Genomic DNA, 18,178 nt, shown 5'->3' on the forward strand with positions numbered 1-18,178 from the left:
GCGGGTAAGTGGCTCACTTGCTGCACGAGAGCACTGCTCGACCGAGCGATTGCGTCATCCCGGGAGCTTCGAGCGCGCTCCCCGAGCGGCTCAGAAAAACCCTTCAGATTACTTTCAGGAAGGTGCAATGAACACACAGGAACAGTCGCAAGAGCAGCAACGACAGCAACAACAAGCGCAGGAGTCGCAGCCGCGACTCGCGGACGAAGCGTTCATCCCGACCGAGCATGCCAACATGCCGAGCGAACGCCAGTTCGTCCTGAAATCCGGCAACACATTCGCCGTCTACGATGCGAACGGCGACATTCGCGGTGGCGACGACGGCCTCTTCGTCAACGACACGCGGGTGCTCTCGGAACTCGTGCTGACGTTCGGCGGGCGTGCGCCCTCGCTGCTTTCCGGGAGCGTATCGAGCGATAACGCTGTGTTCACGGCGCATCTGACCAACCGCCCGCTGCCGCCGATCGGCGGGGCCCGTACGCCGGAGGGCGTGATCCACGTCGAGCGCAAGCGCGTGCTCTCGGGGCACGTGCTGCACGAGAGCATCGTGCTGACGAACTACGGCACGGAGCCGTCCACCGTGCCGCTTTCGATCTCCTTCGCGGCGGATTTTCTCGACATGTTCGAGGTGCGCGGCGCTAAACGCGGCAAGCGCGGCACTTTACGTGCGCCCGCGATCGAGAACGGCGAAGTCGTGTTGCGCTATGTCGGCCTGGACGAAGTCGAGCGCACGGCGCGCATCCAGTTCACGCCCGCGCCGGATGTACTGTCGCCCACGCGCGCCGACTACGCGTTGCATATCCAGTCGGAAACCGCGATCTCCGTGTATCTGTCGGTGACGGCCGTGACGCATGCGCTCTCGGACGCCAGCGAGGAAAGCAAGCGCAACGCCGCCGAAGCCGCCGAATGTGCGCCCGAATCGGGCCGTCCGGCGATCCGCGAGGCGCTCGTCGAAGCGCATCGCCGCATGCGCGACAGACGTCGCGCGAGCGCGCGCGTGCGTTCGAGCAATCCGCTTTTCAGCGAATGGATCGACCGTTCGCTCGCCGATCTCGGCCTGCTCACCACCGATCTCGAAACCGGCCCTTATCCGTACGCGGGCATTCCGTGGTTCTCGACGGCATTCGGCCGCGACGCGATCATCACGTCGCTGCAAATGCTCTGGCTGCATCCGACGCTCGCGCGCGGTGTGCTGCGCTTCCTCGCCGCTCATCAGGCGCGCGAGGACTCGGCGTTCCGCGATGCCGAAATCGGCAAGATCATGCACGAGACGCGCAAAAGCGAGATGGCCGCGACCGGCGAGGTGCCGTTCGCGCTGTATTACGGTGGCGTGGACAGCACGCCGCTCTTCATCGTGCTGGCGGGCGCGTATGCCGAACGCACCGGCGACAGTGCGCTGATCGACGAAATCTGGCCGTCGTTGCAGCTCGCGGCGCAATGGGTCGCCCGCCATTGCGACAAGAATCCGCACGGCCTGCTCGACTATCAGCGCGCATCGGAACACGGTCTCGCGAATCAGGGCTGGAAGGACAGTCAGGATTCCGTCTTCCATGCGGACGGGAAATTTCCGGTCGGTCCGATCTCGCTCGTCGAAGTGCAGGGTTATGCGTCGACGGCTTTCTCCACGATGGCGCGCCTCGCCCGCGAGCGCGGCGAAGATGAAAGTGCGTCCGACTACGAGCGCCGTGCGCGTCACATTCGCGAGCGCGTCGAGGAAATGTACTGGATGCCGGAGATGGACTTCTACGGCATCGCGCTCGACGGCAAGGGCGAACTGTGCCGCGTGCTGTCGTCGAATGCGGGGCATCTGCTTGCATTCGATCTCGTCGAACGCAAGCGCGGCGAGGCGGTCGCGCGTCAGCTCGAATCCACGCTCTTTCATACCGGCTGGGGCGTGCGGACGCTGGCGGCGGGGCAACCGCGCTTCAATCCGATGTCGTATCACAACGGCTCCGTATGGCCGCACGACACCGCATTGTGCGCACGCGGTCTCGCGCGTTACGGCGACCGCGGCGCGGCCGTGGGCTTGCTGCAATCGTTGTTCGAAGCCGCGGTCACCTTCGATATGCGGCTGCCGGAGCTGTTCTGCGGATTCACGCGTCAGCGCGGCGAACGGCCGATTGCGTATCCGGTCGCCTGTCTGCCTCAGGCTTGGGCGGCGGGCGCGCCCTTCATGGTTCTGGAAGCGTGTCTGGGCGTGACCGTCGATGCCGTCAACGATGAAGTGCGCATCGACAGGCCCGCGTTGCCCGAAGGCATCGACTGGCTGGAAATCGGCGATCTGCGCCTCGGCGACAAGACCGCGACGATCACGTTCCGGCGCGTCGGCGGGCAGGTGATTCCGTCGGTGGAAGGGGATGTACGAGTGGTTGCGGTGCTGTGATGCGGTAAGCGCACAGCGCCACGGTGGCGCTGTGCGTGTGATGCGCGTTTAAACCGCCACGCTGCCGACGTAGTTTTCGGCCAGCGCGGTTGCTGCCGCGCGCGACGTCGTCACGTGTTCCAGTTCGGCCACCTGGAGACGCTGCTCGAACGGCGACGTGTCGTCGAGCTTGTGCAGCATGCGCGTCATCCACCACGAGAAATGCTCGGCGCGCCAGACGCGCTTCAGCGCCGTCTCGGTGTAGCGCGCAAGCTTCTCGGTGCCGCCTTCCTTGTAGAAGTCGTCGAGCGCGGCGTTCAGCACACGAACGTCCGACACCGCGAGATTCAGGCCTTTCGCGCCAGTCGGCGGAACGATGTGCGCGGCGTCTCCGGCGAGGAAGAGCTTGCCGGACTGCATCGGCGTGGACACGAAACTACGCATGCCGACGATGTTCTTCTGGAAGATCTTGCCTTCGGTGATCTGCCAGCCATCGGCGCTATCGACGCGTGCGTGCAGTTCGGCCCAGATGCGGTCGTCGGACCAGGCGTCGACTGTATCTTTCGGATCGCACTGGAAGTACATGCGCTGCACGCCCGGCGAGCGCGTGCTGATGAGCGCGAAGCCGCGATCGTGGCGTGCGTAGATGAGCTCGTCGGAAGAGGGCGGCGCTTCGACCAGAATGCCGAACCAGCCGAACGGATAGATGCGCTGATAGTCCTGCCGGACCGCTTCGGGAATCGACTGGCGCGCCACGCCCTGCGAGCCGTCGCAACCGATGATGAAGTCGCATTCCAGTTCTTCGTCGCGGCCTTCGTGCTGATACTTGATGCGCGGCTTGCGATCGCTGCCTTCCTGGAAGTCGTGCAGCGACACGTTCGATACGTTGAACTTCAACGCGCCGTTCGCCGCGAGGCGGGCCGCGACCAGATCCTTGATGACTTCGTGCTGTGCATAGACCGTGATCGAATGCCCGGTCAGCTCCGTCAGCGCGATACGGCGGCGCTGACCTTCGAACGCGAGTTCGAAACCATGATGCAGCGCGCCTTCGGCCTGCATGCGCGCGCCGAGACCGGCCTGATTGAGCGTGTCCATCGTGCCTTGTTCGAGCACGCCGGCGCGAATCGTCGATTCGATAGCGTCCTGGCTGCGTGCTTCGAGCACGACGGATTCGATACCGCGCAGATGCAGCAGATGAGAGAGAAGAAGCCCGGCGGGGCCCGCGCCGATGATGCCGACCTGAGTACGCATGTTGTCTCCGTGAGGCAGTGGTGATGTTGTGCGTACAGTGTCGGCAGAGCGGCCTTATGCCGCAACGCGATACGGAGGATACGGTCTATCTAATTTTGAGATAAAGGCCCGAAAATGCCTTGAAAATGGGTGAGCCGCGGGTAAATCCCTACGACGTGCGAGCGGCGAACCGGCCCGCCCGCACGTCACACAGCGTTACTCCGCCGACTTTTCCTTCAACTGGTTGCGCCGATATTCGCCCTGCCGCGTGAGCATCCAGCCCGGATATTCCGCGGGCAACTGGCTAACCTCGTCGAGTGCCGCGAGTTCGTCCTCGTTGAGCCGGACTTTCGTCGCCGCGATGTTGTCGTCGAGCTGTTCGATGCGTTTCGCGCCGATGATCACGCTCGAAACGACCTTCTGATGCAGCAGCCACGCGAGCGCGATCTGCGCGACCGACACGCCCTTGGCCTCGGCCATGCGCCGCATCACGTCGACGCAGTCATACGCGCGCTCGACATTGACCGGCGGGAAATCGAACTTGGTGCGCCGGCTGCCTTCTTCCTTCGCGCCGTCGCGCGTGAACTTGCCCGAAAGCAGGCCGCCCGCGAGCGGGCTCCAGACCATCAATCCGACGCTTTCGCTTTGCAGCAGCGGCACGATTTCGCGCTCGAGATCTCGGCCCGCGATCGTGTAATACGCCTGGAGCGACTCGAAGCGCGCGAGCCCGAGCCGCTCGGAGATGCCGAGCGCCTTCATGATTTGCCACGCTGCCCAGTTCGACACGCCGATATAGCGCACATGCCCGTGCTGCACGAGATTGTCGAGCGCGCGCAGCGTTTCCTCGATGGGCGTCGCCGGATCGAAACCGTGAATCTGGTACAGATCGACGTGATCCAGTTGCAGCCGCTTCAGGCTGGCCTTCACCCCGTCGATGATGTGATAGCGCGACGCGCCGCGCGAATTCGTACCCTTCGTTCCGGTTTCGCCGAGAATTTTCGTCGCGACGACGACGTTTTCGCGCGGCACCTTCAGATTCTTCAGCGCCTGACCGGTGATGATTTCCGACTGGCCGTCGGCGTAGACGTCGGCGGTGTCGATGAAATTGATGCCCGCGTCGAGCGAGCGGCCGATCAGCTTGTCCGCGTCCGCCTGTTGCAACTGGCCGATGTTGTCCCAGATCCCGCCCGTCCCGCCGCCGAAAGTCATCGTGCCCAGGCACAGTTCAGAGACGAAAAGACCGGTATTGCCGAATTTCCTGTAGCGCATGGTTGCTCCCGATTGACTGGAAAGGCGCGGCATCGCTCGACTCGAGCGAACGATCCGGCCGGCAATGCAGTATCGTCCCGGCGCGTGGCGGGTCCATAGCCTGATCCTGTTCAATCCTTGCCTGTTCCTGCAAACGCTGGGGTGGGCCGCGAGCATTCCCGCGCCCGCGCGAGTAAGCTAGTCAGACTCTCTCTCATCCGAAAATCGTCCTTTAATCATGGCTCTGAACGACACGCCCGGCCTCGCCGGAAAAGACAGTCACGACCAGGCAAAGGAAATACGCCACGACGGCGCGCCCGATCCGGGGCTGGATCAGGCGCGGCTGGATCTCGTCGCGCTGCTCGACCGCTTCACCGCCGGTTGCGAAGGCTCGGTCGAAACGCCGGTGCCGGGGCTCGCGCTGCATCGGATCATGAATCCGGGCGGGCCGAAGCACGGCATCCAGACGCCCGCGCTCGCGCTGATCGCGCAAGGCAGCAAGCGTCTCATGGTCGGCGACGAAGTCTATATCTACGATCCGATGCACTATCTGGTGTCGTCGGTGGATCTGCCCGTGTGCGGACAGGTGTCTGTCGCGAGCGAGTCGGAGCCCTATCTCGGCATGCGGCTCGAACTCGACGTCGAGGAAATCACGTCGCTGATCCAGGACGAGAACCTGCCGCCCGCGATGTCGGCCGACGCGTCGCGCGGTCTCTACGTGAACCGCCTCGGCAACTCGATGCTCGACGCCGTGCTGCGGCTCCTGCGCCTCGTCGACACGCCCGAGGACGTGCCGATCCTGGCGCCGCTCGTGAAGCGCGAGATTCTTTATCGCCTGCTGATGAACGGCTCGGGCGCGCGCCTGCGGCAGATCGCGCTGCAGGACAGTCAGACGCAGCGCATCGCGAAGGCCATCCAGTTGCTGCGCCAGCATTTCGACCAGCCGTTGCGCGTCGAGGATATCGCGCGCGACGTGCATATGAGCGTGTCGTCGCTTCATCATCATTTCAAGGCTGTCACCGCGATGAGCCCGCTGCAATATCAGAAGCAGTTGCGGCTCCAGGAGGCGCGCCGCCTGATGATGCTCGATATCGTCGATGCCGCCACGGCCGCGCATCGCGTGGGCTATGAAAGCGCTTCGCAGTTCAGCCGCGAATACAGCCGGCTCTTCGGCGCGCCGCCGTTGCGCGACACCCGCCGCTGGCGCGACGCGACCGCCGCCGCGGTCGGCGCCTGAACGCGGTTTTCGCGATCCCGGCGACGAAATTTCGATGAACCTCTGGCAAGGCGCGCGCGAATGGTCTTGAATGGATTGCCGACTGGCGATGCGACGGCGCTGCCGCATCGATTTATTTCATCGTCCGCGGAATAGTGCAGCGCTTCCGAACGTTCTACGGATACTTCTACAAAAAAGGAAAGATGAAATGAAGAAGCGCATCCAGATGTTCGCCGCTGCCGCAACAGTCGCCACCGCTTTCGCTTCACTTGCTTCATCCGCGTATGCTGCGGCGCCGAAAGAAGCGAACGGCATGTTCGTCGATGAAAACGGCATGACGCTCTATACCTTCGACAAGGACACCAAAGGCGGCGCGAGCGCCTGCACCGGCGGCTGCGCGCAGGCGTGGCCGGCGGCGATGGCGACCGACGCCGACAAGGCGAGCGGCAAATGGACCATGGAAGCCGCTGACGGCGGCAAGCAGTGGGCCTACGACGGCAAGCGCGTCTATCGCTTCGCGAAGGACACGAAGCCCGGCGACAAGAACGGGGATAATTTCCGCGATGTCTGGCACGTCGTGAAGCCCTGAGCTTCTGCGGACGCGCAGTCTGAAAGACACATCGCGAGAGGCGGGTTCGCGGAATAAATCGGCGGGCCCGCCGGTCTATGAAATCAACGGGTAACGATCATGAAACGAACGATCGGAGTGACGGCGCTCCTGATCGCGCTCGGTCTCGCACTCGGCGCGGCGGGTTGTGCGAGCGGCACGCAAAGTGCACCGAATTCGTCGGGCGCGCCTAGCGGGCCGGCCGGAGGAGGCAGCTACTGATGTCGAACGCTTCTCACGGTTGCGTCACGCACGCGGGCGTACGGCCTTGAGCTTCGAGAGCGATCTTCTCGCGCTGCTGCCGCAGTTGCGCCGATACGCGCGCGCGCTGACGGGCGACCGCGCCTGGGCCGACGATCTCGTGCAGGACGCGACCGAGCGTGCGCTCAATCGCGCCAAATCGTTCCATCACGGCACGAATTTGCGCGCGTGGCTGTTCACGATCATGCGCAACCTGTATATCGACCAGTTGCGCGGACGGCGCGATATCGCCGTCGACGATGAAACCGCGCCCTGGCGGCAGATGGCCGCGCCGCGCGGCGAAGTCGACGGTCTCGTGCTGCGCGACGTGCAGCGCGCGCTTTATTGTCTGCCGGTCGAGCAGCGTGAAGTGATGCTGCTCGTGTGTGTCGAGGAAATGAGTTATCAGGAGGCATCCGTGGTGTTGAACGTGCCGACCGGAACCGTGATGTCGCGCTTGTCGAGAGCGCGGGAGCATATGCGCGTTCTGCTCGGCGAAGAACCCGGCCGCAAGACGTCGCCGTCGTCACTGAAAGTGGTGAGCCGATCATGACCAGCCAAGACCGTCCGTTCGAAGGCGGCGACCGTATGGGTCCCCCCAAACCCGATCGCGATCTGCAGGCGCTGTCCGCCTTCATCGACGACGAACTGCACGGCGACGAACGCGACGCCGTTGCCGAACACATCGCGACCGATCCCGCGAGCGAGGCCACCGTTGCCGCCTATCGCGCGCAGGACAATGCGCTGCGCGCGCTCTTTGCCGATCAGAGCGAGCCGCAGGTCGTACGCTTGCGGCCGCGTGCGCGCGAGCGTTATCTGATGGCGGCGTGCTTTCTGGTCGTCGGTGTCGCGTGCGGATTCCTGATGCACATGCTCCTGCCTTCGATCGGCGAGAGTCCGCGTTTCGCGGAGCGCGCGGATATCGCCTACGCCGTGTACGCGCCCGAGCAGCGCCATGCGGTGGAGGTCGCGGCGTCGCAACAGGATCATCTCGTGACGTGGCTGTCGAAGCGGCTGAATCGCGCAGTGACGATTCCGTCGCTGGCCGAATACGGCTTTCAGCTCGTCGGCGGCCGCCTTTTGCCCGACGAGGAAGGCCCGGCCGCGCAGTTCATGTATCAGAACGCGGCCGGCGAGCGTCTCACGCTCTACATGACGACGGCGACGATCCGGCGCAACGACAGCAAGATCAGAACGCTCAAGGACGGGCAGCGCACGACGTTCTATTGGGCCTGGGACCGCGTCGGCTACGCGCTCTCGGGTCAGATCGGCGAGGAAAAGCTGCAGGCGATCGCTTATGACACATGCAAGGAGCTGGGCGGCGATCCGAAGAGCTGGTGAACCGGCGATCAAACGAAAAGGCCGCAGCGATGGGTTTCGCTGCGGCCTTTTTCACGCCTGAAACGGCTTAGTAATAACGATGATGCGGCGGCGCGACATGATGATGGCGCTCCCATTCCTGGCGCTGCCAGTAACGATGACCGTCCCAGTAACGCTCGCCGTGCCAGCCCACCGACACACGATGCGGCGGATTGTGATGCATGTCGGCGGAGGCGACATTCGTGAGGCCCATGCCGAGTGCGGCGGCCAGGGAAGCGACAAGCAGGCTCTTCTTCGTCTTGTTCATCATGATGTTTGCTCCTTGATCGTTTGCTTGCAGTCGAAACCGCGAGTCAGGAGGTAGCAGTTTCGTGTTGGTTCAGTGCGTGTTGCGCGAGAGTCAATCGCGGTAGTAATCGTGATGATGGTGATACCCGCCACCGTCCGGCACGACGATGCAGCCCGAGAGCGCGCTACTCAACAACACGCCCAGCGCTGCAAGGATCGCTAGCTTCTTCATTGGTTTCTCCCTGTGAATCCATGGAAACCAATTTAGCGGTTCGCAAAATGACAAGCCGTGTTCGTTTGTAAGCAAACGTGTAATCTGAAATATTTGCGACGGGCGGCTGTAAAGGCATGGCGTCGGGCGTCTCGCCGTTGCATGCGGACGCACGAAGCGTTATCCTGAACTCCGATTCGGAATGTCGGAGTGTATATGTCTCACATCAGCACGGGCGTCGAGTACGCGCTGCACTGCATGCTCTATCTCGCGGAGCCGCCGCACGGCGTGCGCGAGGCGAGCGTGCGCGACCTCGCGGAATTGCAGGGCGTGCCCGCGGAGTACGTCGCGAAGCTCTTCACGAAGCTGCACAAGGCGGGACTCGTCGTCGCGACGGAAGGGGCGCGCGGCGGCTTTGCGCTTGCGCGCCCGTCGAGCGAAATCAGCGTCCTCGATGTCGTCGACGCGATCGACGGCGACAAGCCGCTTTTCGATTGCAGGGAGATTCGGGCGCGCTGTGCGGTGTTCGGCGACGACGCGCCGCCTTGGGCGACGAGCGGCGTGTGCGCCGTCCACGCGGTGATGAAGAACGCGGAGAAGCGCATGCGCGAGGCGCTCGCGGCGGATCGGTTGGCGGATCTCGCGGGCCGCGTACATGCCAAAGCGCCGCGCACGTTCGGGCCGCAGGTCGTCAAGTGGCTCGACGAGCGCACCAGCCAGCGGCGCGCGGCGAAAAACTAGAGCCGCGCGAACTCAGCGAACGATCTTCGGCTTCATGTTCGGCGTGAGCGAAACGCCGACCACGTGGCCATCGCGTACGCCGCAACGGCTGTCCATGCGCGTCCATTGCGCCTTGCCGCGCGCCTTCGCGAACGCGCGCATCACGATGACCTTGTCGACCGGAATCGGGTCGCCGACACTGAATATCGGAGTATCGTCGTCGATTGTCGCCGAGAGCACGCGGCGGTCGGGCACGATGAGCGTGTCGTACTTCGGCGCGTTCTCCACCCAGCGGTCGAATGCGGCGACACATTGCGCGACGGCGTCGGGTACGTGGAGCTTCGTCAGATACGAATAATCTTCGGGCAGGTCCGGCGTTTCCTGCGCCTGGACGAGCTGAAACATCGACGCCGACAGCGCGAGCGCGAGCAATGCGGGAGCGAGAATGGTCTTCATGCGATGGGCGATGGAAAGGGGCGTTCGGGCAGAGCGCGGATCGCGTGAACGGCGCTGTGAGTGCGATGCGCGCGCCTGCGCAGGAATGGCGCGAAGTATACCGTGTGACGTTTTGTGACGTCGAGCTTATCGCGCATTTCGAATGCTGATCGAAAGCATTGCGCGGCGCGTTGTATCCTTCGATGGGGACGAACACAACACACCGACGAGGTGCGCGATGAAAGCAGTGCGATGGTCGCAACAGGACGGCACAGGGCTCGAACATCTCGTTCTGAACGAGGCGCAGGATGGCGTCGTAGTCGAGAGCGCGGTCGTGGGCGAGGACGAGACGCATGCGTTCGGCCTCGTCTATCGCATCGAATGCGATGCACGCTGGCAGGTCACGCGTCTCGCGCTGAAGCTCGCGGGCGGCGCAGCGCTCGATCTGCATCGCAGAGACGGCAACAACGGTGACGCGCATGTGTGGACCGACGCGAACGGCGAGGCGCAAGAGCGGCTTCACGGCTGCATCGACGTGGACATCACCGCGACACCGTTCACCAATACGCTGCCGATTCGCCGTCTGCAACTCGCGCGCGGCGAGCGCCGCGTGATCCGCGTCGTCTATGTGCGCGTGCCGGAGTTGAGCGTGAGCGCGGTCGAGCAGGCGTACACGTGCCTGGAGCCGAATCATCGCTATCGTTACGAAGGGCTCGACACGGGCTTCACGGCCGATATCACCGTCGACGAAAGCGGCCTCGTGCTCGACTATCCCGGACTCTACAAGCGCGTCGCGTAATAATGCGGTTCTTTGCTTGCCCCGATCCGAGATCCGAACGATGAACGATACGACTTCACCCCGTCTCACGAGCCTTTCCCACGGCGGCGGCTGCGGCTGCAAGATCGCGCCCGGCGTGCTGGCCGACTTGCTCAAGCGCGCCACGCCGTTGCCGACGTTTCCCGATCTGCTCGTCGGCAACGACACCGCCGACGATGCCGCCGTCTACAAGCTCAACGACGAGCAGGCCATTGTCGCGACGACCGACTTCTTCATGCCGATCGTCGACGATCCGTTCGACTTCGGCCGCATCGCCGCGACCAACGCGCTTTCCGATGTCTACGCGATGGGCGGCAAACCGATTCTCGCGCTCGCGCTCGTCGGCATGCCGATCAACGTGTTGCCGCACGAGGTCATCGCGCAAGTGCTGAAAGGCGGCGAAGCGGTTTGCGCGGAAGCGGGCATTCCGGTCGCGGGCGGCCATTCGATCGATTCCGTCGAGCCGATCTACGGACTCGCCGCGCTCGGCATCGTGCATCCGTCGCGCGTGAAGCGCAACGCGGCCGCGCGCGCGGGCGACGTGCTCGTACTCGGCAAGCCGCTCGGCGTCGGCGTGCTGTCGGCGGCGCTGAAGAAGGACCAGCTCGATGCCGCCGGCTACAAGGCGATGATCGACGCGACGACCAAGCTCAACCGGCCCGGCGCCGATCTCGCGCAACTCGACGGCGTCCATGCGCTCACCGACGTCACCGGCTTCGGCCTGCTCGGTCACACGCTCGAACTCGCACGCGGCGCGAAGCTCACGGCGCGCATCCGCTACGCCGACTTGCCTTGGTTGCCGCAGGTGCGCGAGTTCGTGCGCGCGGGCATCTTCACGGGCGCATCGGGACGCAACTGGAACGCATACGGCGATGAAATCATCTTGAACATCGAAGGCGACGAGGCCCGCACCTTGCTCACCGATCCGCAGACTTCGGGCGGCCTGCTCGTGTCGTGCGCGCCGGAAGCGGTGAACGACGTGCTCGCGATCTTCCGCGCGGACGGCTTCGACGATGCGACGGTCATCGGTGAAATGGTGGACGGCGCAGGCCGCGTCGACGTGATCTGAACCAATAAAAAAGAGCGCATGAAGGAAGAATCCCCGAAAGCCATTTTCTACGCGCTTGCCGCGAACTTCGGCATCGCCGTCTGCAAGTTCGGCGCGGCGGCCTTCACCGGCTCCGGCGCGATGTTCGCCGAAGCCATCCATTCCACCGCCGATTGCGGCAATCAACTGCTGCTTCTCTTCGGCTTGAAGCGCGCGCAGGCGCCTGCGAATGCGCTGCATCCGCTCGGCTCGGGGCGCGAGATCTATTTCTACGCGCTGATCGTCGCGCTGCTGCTGTTCTTCGTCGGCGGCGTATTCTCGGTGTACGAGGGCGCGCATCGGCTGATGCATCACGAGCCCTTGTCGAATCCGATCGTCGCGCTCGTGATTCTCGGCATCTCGGTCGTGCTCGAAGCGTTCTCGCTCGCGGGCGCGATCCGCGAAATCCGCAAGGGCGCGCCCGACAAGACCTTGTGGCGATGGTTCCGCGAGACGCGCGAATCGGAACTGCTCGTGGTCGCGGGCGAGGATGTCGCGGCGTTGCTCGGCCTCGCTATCGCGTTCGCCGCCGTGCTGATGACGATGCTCACCGGCAATCCAGCATACGACGCCGCCGGTTCCATCGGCGTCGGCGTGCTGCTGATGATCATCGCGTTTCTCGTCGCGCGCGAAGTGAAGTCGATGATCGTCGGCGAATCCGCGAGCCCGGAAGTGCGCAAGGCGATCGACGCGCATCTGCGCGCGCGTCCCGAGATCACGCGCATCATCAGCCTCATCACGCTGCAATGGGGCAAGCATGTCGTCGTCGCGGTGCAGGCCGAGATGATCGACTACGCGAGCGGCCGCGCGATGATCGATGCGATCAACGTCATCGAAGACGATCTCCAGCATGCGTTTCCGCAAGTGCGCTGGGTGTTCTTCGAACCCGATATCGCACGCGATCGCGGCGAGCCGGCGGCGTTGTAAGGTCACGAAGGGCACGACGGGGCAGGAGCGCCGCGTGCTACCGAAAAAAGGGTCGTTCAGGACCGCTTCTGCCGTATCGACGGCACCGCGTTAACATACGTGGTGCGCGTCGTCCGCATCGAGTCCCTGACATTTCGTGATCTTCATCCGACCTATGCGCAAATTGCTCCTAGCAGTACTGCTCGTCGTCGTGTCGAGCGTTCTTCCGATCTTTCCCCAATCATCCTTCGCCGCTGCCGATTCCGCGCAGCACGCGTCGCAAGCGGGCGTCGCGCTGACGCCGCAGCAGGCGCGCGATGCGCTCTCGGTGCTCAACGATCCCGCGCGCCGCTCGCAGGTTGCCGATACGCTGCGCGCCATCGCCGCGGCAGGCGCGCTGGCCGCGCCCGCAAGCGCGCCGCAGGCCGCATCGGCGGCTGCGCCGGCATCGGGCGCGTCGAGCGTGCTGGCCCATTCGCTGACCGCGAACGGTCTCGCATCGCAACTGTCGCGACAGGCAGGGCACTGGCTCGTGCAGATCGGCGCGGGGCTGCGGCATTCGACCGTGGCGCTGCTCGATTTCGGCTCCGTCGTTTCGTGGTGGCGCGACCGGACCTCGAGCGCGGATGCGCGTGCGCTCGTCGGCCATGTCGTGTGGACCGTGCTGGCGTCGCTCGTTCCCGCGCTACTGCTCGAATTCCTGTGCCTGCGCCTGCTGAAGCGGCCGCGTGCGCGGATCGCGGCACGCGGCGTCGCCGATGCCGAGGAGCAGGACCCCGATCTCGTGCGCGAGCAACGCGCGGCCGAGCGTGCGGAGGACGCCGCGGCGCGCAGCGGCGACGAGACCGCCATGCATCTGGCCGAGCGCAAGGCAGATACGGCGCGCGGCCAGCGTCACGCCGCGCGTCACTGGACGCTGTTGCAGCGTCTGCCGAGCGCGCTTCTGTACGGCTTTCTTTCGCTGGTTCCGCTCGTCGTTTTCATCGGTGTCGTCACGTTGCTCATGTCGATTTTCATCGACGACAACACGCCCGAAGCGCGCGTCGCGGGTTCGCTCATCGACGTCTATCTGGTCTGCCGCGCGATCGTGATCGTGAGCGGATTTTTCCTCGCGCCGCGTGCACCCGGCCTGCGCCTCATCCAGATTCGCGACTTCTACGCGATCTATCTGCATCGCTGGGTGCAGCGCATCGTGTCCATCGCGGGCGCCGGCATCGCGCTCGCCAATGCGGCCGAGCCGCTCGGTCTGTCCGCCGATGCGCGCATCGCGATCCTGAAGATCGTTCTGCTGATCGTGCATCTGATGATCGCGTTCGTGATCTTCCAGAGCCGCACGTCGGTGGCCGAGCGTATCCGCGAGCAGGCGCGGACGAATCGCTCGGTGAGGCTCTTCGGCAACTGGGTCGCCGATGTCTGGGCGGGCGTCGCGATCTTTTTCGTGATCGCGCTGTGGTTCGTGTGGGCGCTCGACGTGCAGAACGGCTATCGAACGCTGTTCCATCTGGGCGGCGTGTCGCTGCTCGTGCTGGTCGGCGCGCGCGTGCTGGCGATCGTCGCGTTCGGTGCGCTCGGGCGCGTGTTTCATCACAGTGACGAGGACGATCTCACGACCGATTCCATCGTGCGCCGCCGCGCCTATCGCTATTACCCGGCGTTGCGGCGTATCGTGCAGGCGCTGATTTCGGTCGTCACGGTGGTCGCGCTGCTCGAAGTGTGGCACGTGAACATCCTGCATTTCTTCACCTCGGGCGGCGTCGGCAACCGGCTCGCGTCGGCGTTTCTCACCATCGTGGTCGCGGCCGTGTTCGCCGTGCTGGTGTGGGAGGCGGCGAACATCGTCGTCGAGCAGCGGCTCGAACAATGGACCGCGAGCGGCGAGCGTCTGCGGGCCGCGCGCCTGCGCACGCTGCTGCCGATGATGCGCTCCGGCCTCTTCATCGTGATCGCGATGGTCGTCGTTTTGACGGGCCTCTCCGAGATCGGCGTGAACACGGCGCCGCTGCTCGCGAGCGCGAGCATCTTCGGCGTGGCGCTCGGCTTCGGCTCGCAAAAGCTCGTGCAGGATCTCATCACCGGCATCTTCCTGCTGATGGAAAACGCGATGCAGGTCGGCGACTGGGTGACGCTCGCGGGCGTGTCGGGCACGGTCGAGTATCTGTCGATCCGCACGGTGCGTCTGCGCGGCGGCGACGGCTCGCTCTACACGGTGCCGTTCAGTTCGGTATCGACGGTGAATAACACGAATCGCGGCATCGGCAATGCGGCCGTGCGCGTGTCGATCGCGCTCGGCCAGGACGTCGATCGCGCGATCTCCACGCTGAAGGAAATCGGCGCGGCGCTGCGCGAGGACGAAGCCTTCCGCGACGGCATTCTGTCCGACTTCAGCTTCTGGGGCGTCGATGCCGTCGACGGTTCGACCGTCACGCTCGCCGGCCAGATCCAGTGCCGCGACAGCGCGCGCTGGCCGGTGCAGCGCGAGTTCAACCGACGCATTCTCAACGAGTTCACGGCGCGCGGCATCGAGATCGCGAATCCGCAGCGCAATTTCGTGATCGTCAACGGCGGGAATGCGGAAGGCAATCCGGAAGGCGTTCAGGACGCGGACGAAGCGGGCGCGGATCAGCGCGGCGAGCCGTCGAAGGCCGCGCAGCATCCGACGAGCGAGGCGGCGGGCTCGGCGAACGTCGCATCGAATGCGCCGCCGCCGCGGACCTCGCAAAGCGGCACGTGATCCTATAATCGTTCGGCCCTGAATCGCGCCCTCTGACGGGCGCGATTTTTTTCGAAGGTCGAACTTTTACGAGGATCACGCCTGCCATGAGAGTCGCCGCATCGGAATCGAAAAAGACATCGAACGGACTGGGGCGCGCGGTCGTCGCCATGACGATCGCCGTGGGCGCATCGGGCCTCGCGGGATGCGCATCCGCGCCGCGCGCGTCCGATAGCGCGAGCAGCGTGCGCGCGGTCAAGGTCATGATCGTCACGATGTTCGCGCCCGAAGGCAAAGTGTGGCTCGACAAACTCGGCCCGTGGGACGCGATCAAGGTGGCCGGACTGTCGCCGGATTACCCCGACGTACATTGCAACCGCGACGATGTGTGCGTCGTCACGACCGGCATGGGCCACACGAACGCGGCCGCGTCGACGATGGCGCTCGCGTTCTCCGACCGCTTCGACTTGCGCCACACGTACTTTCTGATCGCGGGCATCGCGGGCATCGATCCGGCGCAGGGCACGGTCGGCTCGGCGGCGTGGGCCAAGTATCTCGTCGATTTCGGCCCGCAATGGGAGCTCGACGCGCGCGAGAAGCCGGCCCGCTGGCCGAGCGGATTCATCGGCATCAACACGAAGGGGCCGAACGACAAGCCGGCGCCCGACTATCGCACGGAAGTCTTCGCGCTCAACGCGACGCTCGCCGACACGGCCTACGCGATCTCGCGCAACGTCGCGCTCGCCGACAGCGACCAGGCCAAAGCCGCGCGCAAAAAATTCAACTACGCGCCGGCCAACCGGCCGCCACGCGTGATCCAGTGCGACACGCTCGCGGGCGATACGTGGTGGTCGGGCAAATACATCGGCGAGCGGGCGCGCGCATGGACGCGGCTTCTGACCGACGGTCGCGGCGTGTACTGCACGACGCAACAAGAGGACAACGCGACCTACGAGGCGCTCAAGCGGGCGGCGAGTGTGCAGCGGGTGGATTTGGCGCGCGTGGCCGTGCTGCGCGCGGGTTCCGATTTCGATCGCCCGTACAAGGGCCAGCCGGCCGTCGACAATCTGCTCAATTACGCGGAGCAGGGCGGCTTTGCGCCGGCCCTCGAAAACCTGTACCGGACTGGGAATCCTTTTGTGCAGGAGGTTGTTACACATTGGGACGCGTGGAGTAAAGCTGTCCCGCAAAGGTAACAAGCGAGGTTACAAACCGCGTAACACGCGCCGTAACATGGACGTAACAAGGTAGAAGTAATTATTACCCAACAATTGGGGAATCGGTAAAGAGCGTTTTGACCGCTATTTTTCGGGTTTATCATCAGATGAATCACCCCAAAAATAGCTGCTACCGACGTCAACCGATTCCCGCAATCCCCCGTTATTGCTGGCGGCACGCAATTATTCCGACTAAAACCAAGCCGCCCCGATTAAGCGCCGCAAACATAAGAAGAATAGAGCGTGCGCGCTAAATTCGGCTGAATTTGCCAGACCGAAAAAATTACCGATCGAAAATGTTGTTTGCAACAAAATATTATTGAGACACCCTTGCTTTAGATTCAGACCGTACTTAGAATCCGTCTCACAGTGGTTGTTACAAGATGTAACGCACTGAAACAAAGATTACGCAGTACGTAGCCGGGCAGAACGAGTCCGGTGAGGCACAAAAAAGATATCGGCAAAAAGCCGGCGGGAAATTCGGGGATTTACTGGAAGTTGCAACCATGAACGGTCGCGAAACGCTGGAATCGATCCGGGAAATCAACTTGTCTTACATCATGCTCGCGCAGCGTCTGTTGCGCGAGGACCGGGCCATCGGCATGTTCCGGCTCGGTCTGTCGGCGGAACTCGCCGATCTGCTGTCGGGCCTCACGCTCGCACAGGTCGTCAAGCTCGCGTCGTCGGATAACCTGCTTTGCGCATTCCGCTTCAACGATCACACGATGCTGTCGGCCTTGACGCAACCCGCGAAGAACGCGGACATCGCGCCGACGCACGCGGCAATCCTGCTGGCTGGCCAGCCGGCCGAACAGTTCGCTTAAGTGATGACGGAGCGAGCCATGCTGAAGAAGAGCCTCACCGAAGACGCCCAGGAAGTGTTCCGCGCCATCGCGCTGATCGAGCTCGGCGCGCGCATGCAAGTGCTGGAGAGCGAACTCACGCTCTCGCGCGATCGCATGATCCGCCTTTATCGCGAAGTAAAGGGCGTATCGCCGCCGAAGGGCATGCTGCCGTTCTCGGCCGACTGGTATATGACGTGGCTCGCCAATATCCACGCATCGCTTTTCTATAACACCTATACGTTCCTGAAGAACGAAGCTGGCTGTTCGCATCTCGATGCGTTGACCAAAGGGTATCGGCTGTATCTCGAGCACTGTAACCATAGCGGTGCCGAGGCGGTACTCGACCTTACGCGGGCCTGGACTCTTGTGCGCTTCTTCGACGCGGGCATGCTGCAGATGACACCTTGCTGCCGCTGCACCGGGAAGTTCGTCGCACACAAACATGATTTGCAGAACAACGTGGTGTGCGGGGCCTGCCAGCCGCCGTCACGCGCGGGGAAGACCAAGAAAGCGGCGGCCGCAAGACAGGCCAGTCAAGAAGCCGCGCTGGAGGTAGTGATGTCGAAGAACGAAGTGCCGGAGCATGCGGAGCACACGGCACTCGGTAACGTAGCGGCGTTGCAGCCGCAACGGGCGAGCCTGGTCGCACAGGCTGCTTAGGCGGTAGCGGCCGCCGGCCATCCTCCGGGGACTGTCCGCGAGGATGGTGGATGACCGGC

General features: G+C 63.9%; 18 protein-coding genes. 14 read left to right on the forward strand and 4 right to left on the reverse strand.

The window, feature by feature from the left end; all coding sequences use genetic code 11:
• Window positions 1-127: 127 nt before the first annotated feature.
• Entirely contained in the window at window positions 128-2,383 is a 2,256-nt protein-coding gene (locus QCE73_RS29460; protein ID WP_035501944.1) for an amylo-alpha-1,6-glucosidase, read from the forward strand.
• Window positions 2,384-2,431: 48 nt separating this feature from the next.
• Here the strand turns inward: QCE73_RS29460 and QCE73_RS29465 are convergent, their stop codons facing one another.
• Together QCE73_RS29465 and QCE73_RS29470 are read right to left on the reverse strand one after the other, a co-directional pair.
• Window positions 2,432-3,613: a 4-hydroxybenzoate 3-monooxygenase gene (locus QCE73_RS29465; RefSeq protein WP_035501943.1), complete on the reverse strand. Its 1,182-nt coding sequence runs from the start codon at window positions 3,611-3,613 to the stop codon at window positions 2,432-2,434.
• 195 nt (window positions 3,614-3,808) lie between these two features.
• Window positions 3,809-4,861, reverse strand: coding sequence for an aldo/keto reductase (locus QCE73_RS29470; protein ID WP_309884703.1), 1,053 nt, complete (start codon window positions 4,859-4,861; stop codon window positions 3,809-3,811).
• Window positions 4,862-5,078: 217 nt separating this feature from the next.
• Between QCE73_RS29470 and QCE73_RS29475 the strand changes: the two genes are divergently transcribed.
• The 5 genes from QCE73_RS29475 to QCE73_RS29495 all read left to right on the forward strand — a co-directional run bounded on the left by QCE73_RS29475 (window position 5,079) and on the right by QCE73_RS29495 (window position 8,244).
• On the forward strand, window positions 5,079-6,077 hold the full coding sequence (locus QCE73_RS29475; RefSeq protein ID WP_187606340.1) for an AraC family transcriptional regulator: 999 nt from the start codon (window positions 5,079-5,081) through the stop codon (window positions 6,075-6,077).
• Window positions 6,078-6,264: 187 nt separating this feature from the next.
• On the forward strand, window positions 6,265-6,645 hold the full coding sequence (locus QCE73_RS29480; RefSeq protein ID WP_187606339.1) for a hypothetical protein: 381 nt from the start codon (window positions 6,265-6,267) through the stop codon (window positions 6,643-6,645).
• A gap of 99 nt (window positions 6,646-6,744) precedes the next feature.
• Entirely contained in the window at window positions 6,745-6,885 is a 141-nt protein-coding gene (locus tag QCE73_RS29485; RefSeq protein ID WP_187606338.1) for a hypothetical protein, read from the forward strand.
• A gap of 46 nt (window positions 6,886-6,931) precedes the next feature.
• Window positions 6,932-7,456 (forward strand): RNA polymerase sigma factor, encoded by a 525-nt coding sequence (locus QCE73_RS29490; RefSeq protein WP_035501939.1) that lies wholly within the window; start codon window positions 6,932-6,934, stop codon window positions 7,454-7,456.
• The gene (locus QCE73_RS29495) at window positions 7,453-8,244 is read left to right on the forward strand and encodes an anti-sigma factor (RefSeq protein ID WP_309884704.1); all 792 of its coding nucleotides are present in this window, start codon (window positions 7,453-7,455) and stop codon (window positions 8,242-8,244) included. The genes QCE73_RS29490 and QCE73_RS29495 overlap by 4 nt, the downstream gene beginning before the upstream one ends.
• A 67-nt stretch (window positions 8,245-8,311) precedes the next feature.
• Here the strand turns inward: QCE73_RS29495 and QCE73_RS29500 are convergent, their stop codons facing one another.
• Window positions 8,312-8,533 (reverse strand): hypothetical protein, encoded by a 222-nt coding sequence (locus QCE73_RS29500; RefSeq protein WP_309884705.1) that lies wholly within the window; start codon window positions 8,531-8,533, stop codon window positions 8,312-8,314.
• Between the two features lie 405 nt (window positions 8,534-8,938).
• Between QCE73_RS29500 and QCE73_RS29505 the strand changes: the two genes are divergently transcribed.
• Window positions 8,939-9,463 (forward strand): Rrf2 family transcriptional regulator, encoded by a 525-nt coding sequence (locus tag QCE73_RS29505; protein ID WP_035501936.1) that lies wholly within the window; start codon window positions 8,939-8,941, stop codon window positions 9,461-9,463.
• A gap of 12 nt (window positions 9,464-9,475) precedes the next feature.
• On the opposite strand, the gene QCE73_RS29510 is transcribed toward QCE73_RS29505, so the two are convergent.
• The gene (locus QCE73_RS29510) at window positions 9,476-9,898 is read right to left on the reverse strand and encodes a BspC domain-containing protein (RefSeq protein ID WP_035501934.1); all 423 of its coding nucleotides are present in this window, start codon (window positions 9,896-9,898) and stop codon (window positions 9,476-9,478) included.
• Between the two features lie 217 nt (window positions 9,899-10,115).
• Between QCE73_RS29510 and QCE73_RS29515 the strand changes: the two genes are divergently transcribed.
• From QCE73_RS29515 to flhC, 7 genes are all read left to right on the forward strand, one after another.
• A complete protein-coding gene (locus tag QCE73_RS29515) occupies window positions 10,116-10,676 on the forward strand; it encodes a putative glycolipid-binding domain-containing protein (protein WP_309884706.1) in 561 nt (186 codons plus the stop codon).
• Between the two features lie 40 nt (window positions 10,677-10,716).
• The gene (gene selD / locus QCE73_RS29520; RefSeq protein ID WP_309884707.1) at window positions 10,717-11,763 is read left to right on the forward strand and encodes a selenide, water dikinase SelD; all 1,047 of its coding nucleotides are present in this window, start codon (window positions 10,717-10,719) and stop codon (window positions 11,761-11,763) included.
• A gap of 18 nt (window positions 11,764-11,781) precedes the next feature.
• Window positions 11,782-12,708 (forward strand): cation diffusion facilitator family transporter, encoded by a 927-nt coding sequence (locus tag QCE73_RS29525; RefSeq protein WP_309884708.1) that lies wholly within the window; start codon window positions 11,782-11,784, stop codon window positions 12,706-12,708.
• A 154-nt stretch (window positions 12,709-12,862) separates the two neighbouring features.
• The gene (locus QCE73_RS29530; protein WP_309884709.1) at window positions 12,863-15,418 is read left to right on the forward strand and encodes a mechanosensitive ion channel domain-containing protein; all 2,556 of its coding nucleotides are present in this window, start codon (window positions 12,863-12,865) and stop codon (window positions 15,416-15,418) included.
• Window positions 15,419-15,504: 86 nt separating this feature from the next.
• On the forward strand, window positions 15,505-16,593 hold the full coding sequence (locus QCE73_RS29535) for a purine nucleoside permease (RefSeq protein ID WP_309884710.1): 1,089 nt from the start codon (window positions 15,505-15,507) through the stop codon (window positions 16,591-16,593).
• A gap of 527 nt (window positions 16,594-17,120) precedes the next feature.
• A complete protein-coding gene (gene flhD / locus QCE73_RS29540; protein ID WP_014250878.1) occupies window positions 17,121-17,438 on the forward strand; it encodes a flagellar transcriptional regulator FlhD in 318 nt (105 codons plus the stop codon).
• An 18-nt stretch (window positions 17,439-17,456) separates the two neighbouring features.
• Window positions 17,457-18,119 (forward strand): flagellar transcriptional regulator FlhC, encoded by a 663-nt coding sequence (flhC, locus tag QCE73_RS29545; RefSeq protein WP_035501929.1) that lies wholly within the window; start codon window positions 17,457-17,459, stop codon window positions 18,117-18,119.
• Window positions 18,120-18,178: the final 59 nt, after the last annotated feature.

It is taken from the genome of Caballeronia sp. LZ029 (genome assembly GCF_031451275.1).
GTDB classification, from domain to species: domain Bacteria; phylum Pseudomonadota; class Gammaproteobacteria; order Burkholderiales; family Burkholderiaceae; genus Caballeronia; species Caballeronia jiangsuensis.